This window comes from Mycobacterium numidiamassiliense (genome assembly GCF_900157365.1).
Lineage (GTDB): Bacteria > Actinomycetota > Actinomycetes > Mycobacteriales > Mycobacteriaceae > Mycobacterium > Mycobacterium numidiamassiliense.
In genome coordinates this window covers 4,294,613-4,308,787 of record NZ_FUEZ01000004.1, presented here as the reverse complement: position 1 = coordinate 4,308,787, position 14,175 = coordinate 4,294,613, and the positions used below count along the sequence as shown (strand labels likewise).

Here is a 14,175-nt window from a genome sequence, read left to right as displayed (position 1 = left end):
GACCTAGAACTTGTAATACGGCATCAAGTCGTTGGCCCGCTGCAGGTTGGTGGACGGGCAGTCGACCTCGGGGTTGGAGTACACCGTCGAGTAGAACAGCGCCTGCTGCAGCACCCCGTAGCTGGTCTTGAACGCGACCATGCAGGAGAAGAACCAGTAGCTGTTGTGGTAGGTCGGCTTGAGCACCCAGTAGGTGGCCGCGCGGTGACCCTGGATCGTGGTCTCGAGGGCGTCAGGGGGCAGCGACTTCTCATAGGTGCGCCAGATGATCGGCTCGACGGCCAGCTGGTAGTTGCCCGCGTCGAATTGGCAGCGCAGCCCGTCCTGGGGTTCGGGGGGCGTGAATGCCAGCCCGAGCCGCTGCAGGGCGTCGAACGGGATGTCCCGGCACGGATCGAACGGGCTCGGGTCGGTGGTGGCCACGATCGGGCTCTTCATCGTGGTCTCCATGGGCGCCGCGGTCGACCGCAGGTCGACGGTGCGGGCACCGGTCGGCGCGGGCGGGGCGCTCTGGACGCCGACGACGATCGCGGTGAGTAGCGCGGCAAACGCACCGATCAGACGCATCCTGGCGAACACGACACCCCCTGACGTCGCGGCGGTCCTTTGCCGGGAGTGTACAAGTCGGGTCAGCGCGGTCACAGTGAAAACCAGAACACGTTCTAATCCCGCAGGCAAGGGCCTGGCCCGGCAAGGGGCGTCGCACCAAGTCGTTAGGCTGGTTACCTATGGCGTGGCAAGAATCGGGGCAGGACTCGACCAATGGGGCGAAGGCGAGCGGCCAACCAACACTGTGGGCGGTCTCCGACCTGCACACCGGCCACCTGGGCAACAAGCCGGTCACCGAGTCGCTGTATCCGACGTCGCCGGATGATTGGCTGATCGTCGCCGGCGATGTCGCCGAGCGCACCGACGAGATCCGCTGGGCACTTGACCTGTTGCGACGACGGTTCGCCAAGGTGATCTGGGTGCCGGGCAACCACGAGCTGTGGACGACCAACCGCGACCCCAACCAGGTCTTCGGCAAGGCCCGCTACGACTACCTGGTCAACATCTGCGACGAGATGGGCGTCGTCACGCCCGAGCATCCGTATCCGGTGTGGACCGAACGCGGCGGTCCGGCGACCATCGTGCCGATGTTCCTGCTCTACGACTACAGCTTCTTGCCGAAGGGGGCGACGACCAAGGCCGAGGGCCTGGCCATCGCGCGGGAGGCCAGCGTGGTGGCCACCGACGAATTCCTGCTCTCGTCGGAGCCGTATCCCACGCGCGACGCCTGGTGCCGCGAGCGACTCGAGGTCACCCGCAAGCGGCTGGAAGAGCTCGACTGGATGACACCGACCGTCCTGGTGAATCACTTTCCGATGGTGCGTGAGCCGTGCGACGCGCTGTACTACCCGGAGTTCTCGCTGTGGTGCGGGACCACCCAGACCGCCGACTGGCACACCCGCTACAACGCGATCTGCTCGGTCTACGGGCACCTGCACATTCCGCGGACCACCTGGTACGACGACGTGCGCTTCGAGGAGGTGTCGGTGGGCTACCCGCGGGAGTGGCGGCGCCGCAAGCCGCCCACCTGGCTGCGCCAGATATTGCCGGACCCCCAGTACCCGCCGGGTTTCCTCAACGAATTCGGCGGCCACTTCGCGATCACTCCGGAGATGCGGGAACAGTCCGCGAAATTCCGGGAACGATTGCGGCAGCGGCAGCCGTGATGGCGGAGCAGCTGCTGGTCTCCTCGGTGCTGCCCGTCACGGCGACAGACGATCTGGCGTATTCGGAGACCTACTCGGATTCGCCCGACCTGGCCCCGCTGCCCGAGGAAGAGCCGCTGATCGCCAAGTCGGTGGCCAAGCGGCGCAACGAGTTCATCACCGTTCGCCATTGTGCCCGGATAGCGCTGGGCCAGCTCGGTCTGCCGCCGGTGCCAATCCTGAAGGGCGACAAGGGAGAACCGTGTTGGCCGGACGGCGTGGTGGGTAGCCTCACCCACTGCACGGGCTACCGCGGCGCCGTGGTGGGACGCAGGGCCGCGGTGCGCTCGGTGGGTATCGACGCCGAACCGCACGACACGTTGCCGCACGGCGTGCTGGACGCGGTCAGCCTCCCGGAGGAGCGCAGCGAAATCCCGCTCGCCATGCCGGCCGGCTTGCATTGGGACCGAATCCTGTTCTGCGCCAAGGAAGCAACCTACAAGGCGTGGTTTCCGCTGACCAAGAGATGGCTGGGTTTCGAGGACGCCCACATCACGTTCACGGCCGACGGCCCCGCGGCGACGGTGGGCGGATTCGTCTCGCGGATCCTGATCGATCCGGAGGCGCTGTCGGGTCCGCCGCTGACTGCGCTGAGCGGCCGCTGGTCGGTTGAGCGCGGACTGGTGTTGACCGCGATCGTCCTATGACCGAAAGTCCTACCGGCCCTGGGATTGTCGTCATCGACAAGCCGGCCGGCATGACCAGTCACGACGTCGTCGGGCGTTGTCGCCGGATCTTTTCCACCCGGCGGGTGGGACACGCCGGGACGCTGGACCCGATGGCCACCGGCGTGCTGGTGATCGGGATCGACCGTGCCACCAAGATCCTCGGCCTGCTCTCGGCGACCTCGAAGTCGTATGCCGCCACCGTCCGCCTGGGTCAGACCACGAGCACCGAGGACGCTGAAGGCGAACTGCTGCATAGTGTTTCGGCCACACATGTCGCCGAGGAGGCGATCGAGTCCGCGGTCGCCGGGCTGCGCGGCGAGATCGAGCAGGTGCCCTCGGCGGTCAGCGCGATCAAGGTCGCTGGGCGTCGTGCTTATCAGTTGGTCCGTGAGGGCCACGCCGTCGAACTCGAGGCCCGCCCTGTGCGCATCGACCGGTTCGAGGTGTCGGCGGTCCGGCGCTTCGACGGCATCGTCGATCTCGACGTCGAGGTCGACTGCTCGTCGGGCACCTACATTCGCGCGCTGGCCCGCGATCTCGGGGACGCGCTCGGGGTCGGTGGGCATCTGACATCGTTGCGGCGCACCCGCGTCGGCCGCTTCGGGCTCGGCGAGGCCCGGGCACTGGACGATCTGGCCGAATCCCCGCGGCTGACCTGGTCCCTGGACGAGGCGTGTCGCCTGATGTTCCCGCTGCGCGACCTGACCGCCGAGGAGGCCGAGGCGGCCGGCAACGGCCGAGCCTTGTCGCCGGCCGGCATCGACGGCGTCTACGCCGCCGGCGCCGCCGACGGCCGGGTGATCGCTCTGCTGCGGGACGAGGGTTCCCGCACCAAGTCGGTGGTGGTGATCCGCCCCGCGACGATGCAGGACGGGACGTCCTGAGGAGAAGTGGGGTAAATCGGCTCGAGCCCAGCGACGCGGTAGCGGATCAGAGTCTGCCGAGCAGTTCGGTCTTCTTGGTCGCGAATTCCTCATCCGAGAGGATGCCGCGCTCATGCAATCCGGCCAGCGATTCGATTGCCGCGATGATGGCCTGGGAATTCCCAGGATCCTCGGAGGCGCCGGAAGCGGGCTTGGCTGCCGGTGCGGCGTGTGGGGCCGGTGCCTCGGGCGGGAAGGCGGCGGCAGGTGGGAGGTGCGCGGCCGGACCGGACTGGTACTGCGACTGATGCCCCGTTGCCGCGGACGGAGGCGGTGCCGCGGCGGGAGTGTGTGCCACCTGGCGGGTGCCGACCTCGTGCAGGCTCGATACGCCGAAGGTGCCGAGCTGGCTGGTGAAGCTCACCGAGCTGTACCCGGTGCCCTGCTGCTGTTGCACACCGCCGATCTGATGATCGCCGGTGTCGAAAACTTTTGTGACACCACCTATTTGGATCGCCAGCCGCCGCGTGCTCGGAAAGAAGGCGTAGCGCACGTCGTTCTGGCCGCCGGCGGAGCTTGGGACCCCGAGGTCACCCGGCCACCAGTTGTTCGAGCCGAACAGGCCTTCCGCCTGCGAGCCCGCGGCCGGTGCCGGAAACACCGCGGTGGTGGCAAGCAGCTGGGTCAGCTCGTTGCACAGCGCGTCGACACGGGCCTTCAGTGCGTTGTCGAACATGTTGCCGACCATCGTCATCCCGCCCCGCATCCACTGCCCGTTTCCGCCGAGCTCGGGGATGTTGAACTGGGCCATGGTGCCGCCGCCCTCGCGCAGGGCAACCAGCATGGCCAGCACCGCGTCCTGGGAGAGCCCGTGGCGCTGCGCGATGTCGGCGATGGCGTGGCCGGCTTCAGGGGTGACCGTTGCCTTGATCATCGTGAATCTTTCGTCGTGGGTCTTCATTCGAGCCTACGCACGTGAGACGCGGGCAGGGTTCCAGCTGACGAGCCGCGCGGTTAAGCTGCGGGCTAGACGGGTGTCAAGAAACCCGATGTCGGAGAAGGGGCAACGATGTCCAACAAGGTTTATGTCATCGGCGTCGGCATGACGAAGTTCGAGAAGCCGGGCCGCCGCGAGGGGTGGGACTACCCGGACATGGCGCGCGAGTCGGGGACCAATGCCCTACAAGACGCGGGCATCGACTACAGCGAGATCGAGCAGGGCTACGTCGGCTACGTCTACGGCGAATCGACCGCGGGGCAGCGGGCGCTGTACGAACTGGGTCTGACCGGCATCCCGATCGTCAACGTCAACAACAACTGTTCGACGGGGTCCACCGCGCTGTTCATGGCGGCGCAGGCGATTCGCGGCGGGCTGGCGGACTGCACGATCGCGCTGGGGTTCGAGAAGATGAAGCCCGGATCGCTGGAGACCACCTACGAAGACCGCACCAACCCGATGGACAAGCACATCAAGGCGATGGCCGAGATCAGCGAGTTCGCCTTCCCGGCGGCACCCTGGATGTTCGGCGCCGCCGGACGCGAGCACATGCTGCAATACGGCTCGACCGCGGAGCACTTCGCCAAGATCGGCTACAAGAACCACAAGCATTCGGTGAACAACCCGTTCGCGCAGTTCCAGGACGAGTACACCCTCGACGACATCCTCAACGCGAAGATGATTTATGACCCGCTCACCAAGCTGCAGTGCTCGCCGACCTCGGACGGCTCGGGCGCGGCGATCCTGGCCTCGGAGGGATTCGTCGACCGCCACGGGGTGGCCGGCCAGGCGGTGGAGATCGTCGGCCAGGCCATGACCACCGACTTCAAGTCCACCTTCGACGGCAGCGCCAAGAACCTCATCGGCTATGACATGAATGTACAAGCGGCACAGAAGGTTTACGACCAATCCGGGCTCGGGCCGGAGGACTTCCAGGTCATCGAGTTGCACGACTGCTTCTCGGCCAACGAACTGTTGCTGTACGAAGCCCTCGGCCTATGCGGCCCGGGCGAGGCGCCGAAGCTGATCGACAACGGCGACACCACCTACGGCGGACGCTGGGTGGTCAACCCGTCCGGCGGCCTGATCTCCAAGGGCCACCCGCTGGGAGCGACCGGCCTCGCGCAGTGCGCCGAACTGAACTGGCAGTTGCGGGGTCAGGCCGACAAGCGTCAGGTCGAGAACGTCACCGCCGCACTGCAACACAACATCGGACTGGGCGGCGCCGCGGTGGTCACCGCGTATCAGCGCGCCGAGCGTTAAGGGCGCCATGTACGAATGGTCCGACACCGACCTGATGATGCGGGATGCCGTGCGTCAGTTCGTGGACAAGGAGATCCGCCCGCATCTGGACGAACTGGAAACCGGGGCCCTGTCGCCCTATCCGATCGCCCGCAAGTTCTTCAGCCAGTTCGGCCTCGACGCGATGGCCGCCGAGTCGGTCAAGAAGATGCTGGACCGCGAGCGGGCCAAGCAGAACGGTGAGCCCAAGGGCGAAAAGTCAGCGGGCGCAGACGATTCGGGCGGCATCGTCCAGGGGTCGATGGTCGCGGTGCTGGTCTCCGAAATCGCCAGGGTCAGTATCGGATTGCTGAGTACCGCCTCGGTCAGCCTCGGCCTGGGCGCGGCGACCATCATGAGCCGCGGCACGCTGGCCCAGAAAGAACGCTGGCTGCCGGAGCTGATGACGCTGGAAAAGATTGCGGCGTGGGCGATTACCGAGCCGGACTCCGGCTCGGACGCGTTCGGCGGTATGAAGACCTACGTCAAGCGCGACGGTGCGGACTACATCCTCAACGGGCAGAAGACGTTCATCACCAACGGGCCGTGCGCCGATGTTCTGGTGGTCTACGCAAAACTCGACGACGGCGACCCGTCCGTGGACAAGCGAAACCGCCAGGTGCTGGTCTTCGTGCTCGATGCGGGGATGGAAGGCCTGACGCAGGGCAAGCCCTTCAAGAAGATGGGCATGATGTCCTCGCCGACCGACGAATTGTTCTTCGACAACGTCCGGCTGGGTCCCGACCGGCTGCTCGGCGAGAGCGAACAGCATGCCAGCGGGGACGGCCGCGACAGCGCCCGCGACAACTTCGCCGCCGAGCGGATCGGGATCGCGATGATGGCGCTGGGCATCATCAACGAATGCCACCGGCTGTGCGTGGATTACGCGAAGAACCGCACGCTGTGGGGCAAGAACATCGGGCAGTTCCAGCTGATCCAGCTCAAGCTGGCGAAGATGGAGATCGCCCGAATGAATGTGCAGAACATGGTTTTTCAGACCATCGAGCGCCAGCAGGCCGGGAAACCGCTGACGTTGGCCGAGGCGTCGGCCATCAAGCTGTACTCCTCGGAGGCGGCGACCGACGTGGCGATGGAGGCCGTGCAGTTGTTCGGCGGCAACGGCTACATGGCCGAGTACCGGGTCGAGCAGCTGGCACGGGACGCCAAGTCACTGATGATCTACGCGGGCAGCAACGAGGTTCAGGTCACCCACATCGCCAAGGGCTTGCTGGCGGACTAGCCGTCGGCGCTGGGCTAGGCGACGACCCAGACCGCGCGCGCGGCCGGACTGCCCAGATCCACTGTGGTCTCGGCACCGTCGGCCGATTCGATCGCGACCGAGATCATGCCGGCGAACTCGCGCCGCGTCAGGACGCGCAGCCGCGAGTCGAGGTTGATCCCGACGCTGGTGAAGTACCGCAGCATCTCGGGATCGGCGTCGGAGATGCGGGCCACCGTCGCGGTCTCGCCGTCGCCGCAGACCCACAGCTGACGGGCCGGCTGCTTGGGAATCTGCCCGTCGGAGGCCGGGATGGGATCGCCGTGCGGATCGCGGCGCGGAAATCCCAGCTTGGCGTCGATTCGGGCCACCAGACGGTCCGATACCGCGTGCTCGAGCACCTCGGCCTCGTCGTGCACCTCGTCCCAGCCGTAGCCGAGTTCGTTGACCAGAAAGGTCTCGAGCAGCCGGTGGCGGCGCACCACTTCCAGGGCGGCACGCCGCCCCGCGTCGGTCAGAGTCACCGCGCCGTATTTCTCGTGGTCGACCAGGCCCTGCTCGGCGAGTTTGCGGATCGACTCCGAGGCGGTGCTGGCGGACACCCCGATGCGGTCGGCCAGCATCTTGGTGCTGACCTTTTGCGGGCCCCCCTCGGGCGACCACTCCTGGGCATTCCAGATGACTTTCAAATAGTCCTGGCCAACCGCGGTGACGCCGCCAGGTTCGTCATCAGCCCTCACAACCGAAAAGTCTAGGCAACCTGGGCCGGATCCCGCGTCCTGACCGGCGGCTCGCCGCCGCCAGTAAGCGAATCCCGATCTTGTGCGCGCGGCGGTCGGCGTCGGGCCGTAGGCTTGCCATCGTGCAGCGGTGGCGCGGCCAAGACGAGATCCCCACGGACTGGGGCAGATGCGTACTCACCATCGGAGTGTTCGACGGGGTACACCGCGGGCACGCCGAATTGATCGCGCACGCCGTCAAAGCCGGCCGGGCCCGCAACGTGCCGAGTGTGTTGATGACGTTCGACCCGCACCCCATGGAAGTGGTCTATCCCGGTAGCCATCCGGCGCAGTTGACCACGCTGACCCGACGCGCCGAGCTCGTCGAAGAACTGGGCGTCGACGTCTTTCTGGTAATGCCGTTCACCACCGATTTCATGAAGCTCACCCCGGAGCGCTACGTCCACGAGCTACTGGTGGAAAACCTGCACGTGGTGGAGGTGGTGGTGGGGGAGAACTTCACCTTCGGCAAGAAGGCTCTCGGAAACGTCGGGACTCTGCGCAAGGCCGGGGAGCGGTTCGGATTCGCGGTGGAGGCGATGTCGCTGCTCTCCGAGCACCTCAGCAACGAGACCGTGACGTTTTCGTCCACCTACATCCGGTCCTGCGTGGACGCCGGCGACATGGTGGCTGCCACCGAGGCGCTGGGCCGCCCACACCGCGTCGAGGGAGTGGTGGTCCGCGGCCACGGTCGAGGCGCCGAGCTGGGCTTTCCCACCGCGAACGTGGCGCCGCCAATGTATTCGGCCATCCCGGCCGACGGCGTATATGCCGCCTGGTTCACCGTGCTCGGGCACGGACCGGTGACCGGGACGGTCGTCCCGGGTGAGCGTTACCAAGCCGCGGTGTCCATCGGCACCAACCCGACGTTCTCCGGGCGCACCCGTACCGTCGAGGCGTTCGTCCTGGATACCACCGCTGACCTGTATGGACAGCATGTGGCGCTGGACTTCGTCGCGCGAATTCGCGGGCAGCACAAGTACGACTCGCTGCAGGAGTTGGTGGACGCCATCGCTGCCGACACCGACCGGACGCGTTCGCTGCTGTCCGCGGGGTAGGTGTCGCCACATCCGTCACTCCAGTCACTGCCTGGCCCGGCCCGCGTTTTGCCCGCCTCCGAGCGACTTCGCCGCCGGCTTCCGCATTGTCGCGGTGAGGCGGGCACGACGACCATCGCTCGGTGCCGAGGCTGGTGGGGCGGATGTGACACCGACCGGCGGACAGCGGCGGGCAGCCTCGGCGTTTATGCCCGCCGGTGAAACCGCTGCTAGACTGCCGGACGACATCGGCGCGTGCTGCGGTTCGCGGTGGCCGCGCCCTGAGACGTAAAGATCGCGGACCTATTGATGGAGACAATTTCGTGGCGCTTACAGCCGAGCAGAAAAAAGAAATTCTTGGCCAATACGGCCTGCGCGACACCGACACCGGATCGCCCGAGGCGCAGATCGCGCTGCTGACCAAGCGGATCGCCGACCTCACCGAGCACCTCAAGCAGCACAAGCACGACCACCACTCGCGGCGGGGTTTGCTGCTGCTGGTGGGTCGCCGGCGCCGGCTGATCAAGTACATCTCGCAGATCGACGTCGAGCGTTACCGCTCGCTCATCGAGCGCCTGGGTCTGCGTCGCTGACCTCCGGCAATGCCCGGACCCTTGGCAGCAAGCCAAGCTCGCCCATGTAGAGTGGGGACGTTCTGGGCCGTTTCGGCCCGAGCGAATGGTGCGGTCCACGCAGATCCGCGTGTTCCGTTCCAGCGTGTCACGCGAGAACAGCCCCGTCTGCATCGGGCGGTCTTCGGTAGTGGCTGCCGGGCTCCCCGGATCTGGGGTAGGTCGGCCGCTTCGATCGATGGCCGTAGCCGTATTCAGACTCTGCTTCTCGGTGCTCCCACGGGAGCACGCCCTCCGGGTTGCGCACTGACGCGCGAAAAAGCTGAATAACTCGAGAGAGGCCGTACGGACACCTATGTCTGTAGCTGAAATTGAAGAAGGCGTGTTCGAAGCGACCGCCGTCATCGACAACGGGAGCTTCGGCACCCGCACCATCCGTTTCGAGACCGGCCGGCTGGCCCTGCAGGCCGCTGGTTCGGTCGTCGCCTACCTGGACGACGAAAACATGCTGCTGTCGGCGACCACCGCCAGCAAGTCACCCAAGGAGCACTTCGACTTCTTCCCGCTGACGATCGATGTCGAGGAGCGGATGTACGCCGCGGGTCGCATCCCCGGGTCGTTCTTCCGTCGTGAGGGCCGTCCGTCCACCGACGCCATCCTGACCTGCCGGCTGATCGACCGCCCGCTGCGCCCGTCGTTCGTCTCCGGGCTGCGCAACGAGATCCAGGTCGTGGTCACGATCCTGAGCCTGGACCCCAACGACCTGTACGACGTGCTGGCGATCAACGCCGCGTCGGCGTCCACCCAGATTTCCGGTCTGCCGTTCTCCGGCCCCGTCGGCGGCGTGCGGGTGGCGCTGATCGACGGCACCTGGGTTGCCTTCCCCACCGTCGAGCAGCTCGAGAACGCTGTGTTCGACATGGTGGTGGCCGGCCGCAAGGTCGACGGTGACGTGGCCATCATGATGGTCGAAGCCGAGGCCACCGAACGGGTCATCGAACTTGTCGAGGGCGGCGCCGCGGCGCCGACGGAAAGCGTTGTGGCAGAAGGCCTGGAGGCCGCCAAGCCGTTCATCGACGCGCTGTGTACCGCGCAGCAGGAGCTGGCCGATGCGGCCGCCAAGCCCACCGCCGAGTACCCGCTGTTCCCCGACTACCAGGAAGACGTGTACTACTCGGTCGCCTCGGTGGCCACCGACGAGCTCGCCAAGGCGCTGACCATCAGTGGCAAGGCCGAGCGCGACGCACGCACCGACGAGCTCAAGGGCGAGGTGGCCCAAAGGCTCGCCGAAACCTACGAGGGCCGCGAAAAGGAGGTCAGCGCCGCGTTCCGCTCGCTGACCAAGAAGCTGGTCCGCCAGCGCATCCTCACCGACCACTTCCGCATCGACGGCCGCGGCATCACCGACATCCGCGCGCTGTCGGCCGAGGTCGCGGTGGTTCCGCGGGCGCACGGCAGTGCGCTGTTCGAGCGCGGCGAAACCCAGATCCTCGGTGTCACCACGCTGGACATGGTCAAGATGGCCCAGCAGATCGACTCGCTGGGGCCGGAGACATCCAAGCGGTACATGCACCACTACAACTTCCCGCCGTTCTCCACCGGCGAGACCGGCCGGGTCGGCTCGCCCAAGCGGCGCGAGATCGGGCACGGGGCGCTGGCCGAGCGGGCGCTGATTCCGGTGCTGCCCAGCGTCGAAGAATTCCCGTACGCCATCCGGCAGGTGTCCGAAGCGCTGAGCTCCAACGGCTCGACCTCGATGGGATCGGTCTGCGCGTCCACGCTGGCGCTGCTCAACGCCGGTGTGCCGCTCAAGGCGCCGGTGGCCGGCATCGCAATGGGCCTGGTCTCCGACGACGTCGAGGTGGACGGCAAGACCGAGCGCCGCTTCGTCACCCTGACCGACATCCTGGGTGCCGAGGACGCGTTCGGCGACATGGACTTCAAATGCGCCGGTACCAAGGACTACGTCACCGCACTGCAGCTGGACACCAAGCTCGCCGGCATTCCGTCGCAGGTGCTCGCGGGTGCGCTGGCCCAGGCCAAGGACGCCCGGCTGACCATCCTCGAGGTGATGGCCGAGGCCATCGACGCACCCGACGAGATGAGCCCGTACGCGCCGGTGGTGACCACCATCAAGGTCCCAGTGGACAAGATCGGTGAGGTCATCGGCCCCAAGGGCAAGATGATCAACTCGATCACCGAGGAGACCGGCGCGCAGATCTCCATCGAGGACGACGGCACCGTGTTCGTCGGTGCCACCAACGGCCCCTCGGCGCAGGCCGCGATCGACAGGATCAACGCTATCGCCAACCCGCAGCTGCCGACGGTCGGCGAGCGGTTCCTCGGAACCGTGGTCAAGACAACCGATTTCGGTGCTTTCGTGTCGCTGCTGCCCGGGCGTGACGGTCTGGTGCACATTTCCAAACTCGGCAGGGGCAAGCGGATCGCGAAGGTCGAGGACGTCGTCAACGTCGGCGACAAGCTGCGCGTCGAGATCGCCGACATCGACAAGCGGGGCAAGATCTCGCTGGTTTTGGTGGCCGAGGACGACAACGGAGCCGCCCCCGCCGCCGACTCCCCGGAGACCGCACCGGCCGATGCCGCGACGGCCAGCAGCTGACCCCGCGCTGCGGCGGGGCAAGCACTCCGCCGCAGCGAAACCTGAACACCACGCGGTGCTGCGTCGCACCACATTGCCCGGCGGCCTGCGGGTCGTCACCGAGTTCTTGCCCGCGGTGCGCTCCGCCTCCGTCGGCGTCTGGGTCGGTGTCGGCTCGCGCGACGAGGGTGCCACCGTGGCCGGGGCGGCGCACTTCCTCGAGCACCTGCTGTTCAAGTCGACCCCGACGCGCACCGCGGTCGAGATCGCACAGGCGATGGACGCCGTTGGCGGAGAGCTGAATGCGTTCACCTCCAAGGAACACACCTGCTACTACGCGCACGTTCTGGACAGCGACCTGGAGCTGGCCGTGGACCTGGTCGCCGACGTGGTGCTCAACGGGCGCTGCGCCGCCGACGACGTGGAGCTGGAGCGCGACGTCGTCCTCGAGGAAATCGCCATGCGTGACGACGATCCCGAGGATGCGCTGGGGGACTTGTTCCTGTCGGCGCTGTTCGGCGACCACCCGGTGGGCCGTCCGGTGATCGGTACCGCGCAGTCGGTGTCGGCGATGACCCGGGCCCAGCTGCACTCGTTCCACGTCCGGCGCTACACGCCGGAGCGGATGATCGTCGCAGTGGCCGGCAACGTCGACCACGACGAGGTGGTCGCCTTGGTGCGCACACATTTCGGCCCGCACCTGGTTCGCGGCCGCCAGCCCGCCGCGCCGCGCAAGACTGCCGGACGGGTCAACGGCGCACCCACCTTGGCGCTGGCCCATCGCGACTCCGAGCAGACCCACGTGACGCTGGGTGTCCGCACTCCGGGGCGCGGCTGGGAACATCGCTGGGCGCTGGCGGTGCTGAACACCGCGCTGGGCGGCGGGCTGAGTTCGCGGCTGTTCCAAGAGGTCCGCGAGTTGCGTGGGCTGGCCTACTCGGTGTTCTCGGCGCTGGACATCTTCGCCGACAGCGGTGCGCTGTCGGTGTATGCCGCATGCCAGCCCGAGCGGTTCGCCGATGTCATGCACGTCATCAGCGAGGTGCTCGGATCGGTGGCGCGCGACGGCATCACCGAGGCGGAATGGCGCATCGCCAAGGGCTCGTTGCGCGGCGGCCTGGTCCTGGGCCTGGAGGATTCCAGCTCGCGGATGAGCCGCATCGGGCGCAGCGAGTTGAACTACGGAAAGCACCGCAGCATCGAGCACACCCTGCAGCAAATCGACGGCGTGGCCCTCGATGAGGTCAACGCGGTCGCCCGCAGGTTGCTGGGCAAGCCGTACGGCGCCGCGGTTGTCGGTCCGTATGCTTCGAAACGGTCGCTGCCACAACAACTTCGGGCGATGGTAAATTAGCCGGATGGTACTGGGCTTCTGGGACATCATGGTGCCCATCGTTGGCGCACCGATGTCCGGCGGACCCGGCAGCCCGGCGTTGGCGGCCGCGGTGTCCAACGCGGGCGGACTCGGATTTGTGGCCGGCGGGCACCTGAGCGCGGACCGGCTCGCCGAGGATGTCGCCGCGGCACGCGCGGCCACCACCGGCCCCCTCGGCGTGAACCTGCTTGTGCCGCAACCCAGTGTGGCCGACTGGGCGCAGCTGAACTTCTACGCCGACGAACTCGAGGGGATCGCCGACCACTACCAAGTGACGGTCGGCACACCCGAATTCGGCCACGACGACGACTGGGAACGCAAGCTCGAGGTGGTCGCAGACCTGCGGCCCGAGTTGGTGTCCTTCACCTTCGGCGTGCCGTCGCCGGACGTGATCGCGCGGCTGGGGGCGCAAGGGCTGCTGGTGATGGTCACCGTGACATCGGCCTACGAGGCCGGGGTGGCGGTCGCCGCCGGTGCCGACAGCCTGGTGGTCCAGGGCCCCGACGCCGGTGGGCACCGGGCCACCTTCGCACCGGACATGGAGCCCGGCACCGAGTCATTGCATCAGCTGATCGATCGGATCCATCGGGCGCACCGCGACGTCCCGATCATCGCGACCGGTGGGCTGGGCACCGCCGAGGACGTCGCCGGCGTGCTGCGCAGGGGAGCGATCGCTGCGCAGGTGGGCACCGCGCTGCTGCTCAGCGACGAAGCCGCCACCTCCACGACGCAGCGCACCGCCATGAAGAACCAGCTCTTCGGCAAGACCATCGTTTCGCGCGCGTTCTCGGGCCGGTATGCGCGCGGCCTGGAGAACGAATTCATTCGTCTTTTCGACAACGTGGCTCCCTTGGGGTATCCCGAGGTGCATCAGATGACGCTGCCGATCCGGGAGGCAGCGGCCGACTGGGAGGATCCCAACGGGATAGACCTCTGGGCGGGAACGTCTTTCGCCAAGGCGCAGACCGGGCCGGCGGCCGATATCGTCGCGAGCCTCGCGGCCGGCGCCTGACGCACCGTGCCGGAACTGT

General features: G+C 67.1%; 13 protein-coding genes. 10 read left to right on the top strand and 3 right to left on the bottom strand.

The genetic code is table 11. From position 1 onward, the window contains the following. Positions 1–3: 3 nt before the first annotated feature. Positions 4–579, bottom strand: coding sequence for a DUF3558 domain-containing protein (locus tag MNAB215_RS28595; protein WP_077081751.1), 576 nt, complete (start codon positions 577–579; stop codon positions 4–6). Between the two features lie 149 nt (positions 580–728). On the opposite strand from MNAB215_RS28595, the gene MNAB215_RS28590 reads away from it, so the two are divergent. Genes MNAB215_RS28590 through truB form a run of 3 tightly spaced genes read left to right on the top strand, consistent with a single transcriptional unit; the run spans position 729 to position 3,306 of the window. Next, positions 729–1,715: a metallophosphoesterase family protein gene (locus MNAB215_RS28590; protein ID WP_077081750.1), complete on the top strand. Its 987-nt coding sequence runs from the start codon at positions 729–731 to the stop codon at positions 1,713–1,715. Next, entirely contained in the window at positions 1,715–2,401 is a 687-nt protein-coding gene (gene pptT / locus MNAB215_RS28585; protein ID WP_077081749.1) for a 4'-phosphopantetheinyl transferase PptT, read from the top strand. The genes MNAB215_RS28590 and pptT overlap by 1 nt, the downstream gene beginning before the upstream one ends. After that, a complete protein-coding gene (gene truB / locus MNAB215_RS28580; RefSeq protein WP_077081748.1) occupies positions 2,398–3,306 on the top strand; it encodes a tRNA pseudouridine(55) synthase TruB in 909 nt (302 codons plus the stop codon). Before pptT ends, truB begins: the two co-directional genes overlap by 4 nt. Positions 3,307–3,352: 46 nt before the next feature. On the opposite strand, the gene MNAB215_RS28575 is transcribed toward truB, so the two are convergent. Beyond that, positions 3,353–4,216, bottom strand: coding sequence for an SHOCT domain-containing protein (locus tag MNAB215_RS28575; RefSeq protein WP_077082425.1), 864 nt, complete (start codon positions 4,214–4,216; stop codon positions 3,353–3,355). 138 nt (positions 4,217–4,354) lie between these two features. Here MNAB215_RS28575 and MNAB215_RS28570 point away from each other — a divergent pair, with 138 nt between their 5' ends. Together MNAB215_RS28570 and MNAB215_RS28565 are read left to right on the top strand one after the other, a co-directional pair. Next, positions 4,355–5,545 (top strand): lipid-transfer protein, encoded by a 1,191-nt coding sequence (locus MNAB215_RS28570; RefSeq protein ID WP_077081747.1) that lies wholly within the window; start codon positions 4,355–4,357, stop codon positions 5,543–5,545. A 7-nt stretch (positions 5,546–5,552) separates the two neighbouring features. Then, entirely contained in the window at positions 5,553–6,803 is a 1,251-nt protein-coding gene (locus MNAB215_RS28565; RefSeq protein WP_077081746.1) for an acyl-CoA dehydrogenase family protein, read from the top strand. A gap of 14 nt (positions 6,804–6,817) precedes the next feature. Here the strand turns inward: MNAB215_RS28565 and mntR are convergent, their stop codons facing one another. After that, a complete protein-coding gene (gene mntR, locus MNAB215_RS28560; RefSeq protein WP_077081745.1) occupies positions 6,818–7,522 on the bottom strand; it encodes a manganese-binding transcriptional regulator MntR in 705 nt (234 codons plus the stop codon). A 122-nt stretch (positions 7,523–7,644) separates the two neighbouring features. Here mntR and MNAB215_RS28555 point away from each other — a divergent pair, with 122 nt between their 5' ends. From MNAB215_RS28555 to MNAB215_RS28535, 5 genes are all read left to right on the top strand, one after another. Next, on the top strand, positions 7,645–8,619 hold the full coding sequence (locus tag MNAB215_RS28555; RefSeq protein WP_077081744.1) for a bifunctional riboflavin kinase/FAD synthetase: 975 nt from the start codon (positions 7,645–7,647) through the stop codon (positions 8,617–8,619). A 302-nt stretch (positions 8,620–8,921) separates the two neighbouring features. Then, positions 8,922–9,191, top strand: coding sequence for a 30S ribosomal protein S15 (rpsO, locus tag MNAB215_RS28550; protein ID WP_077081743.1), 270 nt, complete (start codon positions 8,922–8,924; stop codon positions 9,189–9,191). A 334-nt stretch (positions 9,192–9,525) separates the two neighbouring features. Continuing rightward, positions 9,526–11,790, top strand: a complete 2,265-nt coding sequence (locus tag MNAB215_RS28545; protein ID WP_165691624.1) for a polyribonucleotide nucleotidyltransferase — start codon at positions 9,526–9,528, stop codon at positions 11,788–11,790. Next, positions 11,768–13,123: a M16 family metallopeptidase gene (locus tag MNAB215_RS28540; RefSeq protein ID WP_077081741.1), complete on the top strand. Its 1,356-nt coding sequence runs from the start codon at positions 11,768–11,770 to the stop codon at positions 13,121–13,123. The genes MNAB215_RS28545 and MNAB215_RS28540 overlap by 23 nt, the downstream gene beginning before the upstream one ends. Positions 13,124–13,127: 4 nt before the next feature. After that, entirely contained in the window at positions 13,128–14,156 is a 1,029-nt protein-coding gene (locus MNAB215_RS28535; RefSeq protein WP_077081740.1) for a nitronate monooxygenase, read from the top strand. Positions 14,157–14,175: the final 19 nt, after the last annotated feature.

What these genes read in the sequence shown, in the direction of transcription:
- MNAB215_RS28565 (WP_077081746.1), top strand. Translation starts at nt 5,553, where the DNA reads ATGTACGAATGGTCCGACACCGACCTGATGATGCGGGATGCCGTGCGT.
- pptT (WP_077081749.1), top strand. Translation starts at nt 1,715, where the DNA reads ATGGCGGAGCAGCTGCTGGTCTCCTCGGTGCTGCCCGTCACGGCGACA.
- MNAB215_RS28570 (WP_077081747.1), top strand. Translation starts at nt 4,355, where the DNA reads ATGTCCAACAAGGTTTATGTCATCGGCGTCGGCATGACGAAGTTCGAG.
- MNAB215_RS28590 (WP_077081750.1), top strand. Translation starts at nt 729, where the DNA reads ATGGCGTGGCAAGAATCGGGGCAGGACTCGACCAATGGGGCGAAGGCG.
- truB (WP_077081748.1), top strand. Translation starts at nt 2,398, where the DNA reads ATGACCGAAAGTCCTACCGGCCCTGGGATTGTCGTCATCGACAAGCCG.
- MNAB215_RS28535 (WP_077081740.1), top strand. Translation starts at nt 13,128, where the DNA reads ATGGTACTGGGCTTCTGGGACATCATGGTGCCCATCGTTGGCGCACCG.
- MNAB215_RS28540 (WP_077081741.1), top strand. Translation starts at nt 11,768, where the DNA reads ATGCCGCGACGGCCAGCAGCTGACCCCGCGCTGCGGCGGGGCAAGCAC.
- MNAB215_RS28545 (WP_165691624.1), top strand. Translation starts at nt 9,526, where the DNA reads ATGTCTGTAGCTGAAATTGAAGAAGGCGTGTTCGAAGCGACCGCCGTC.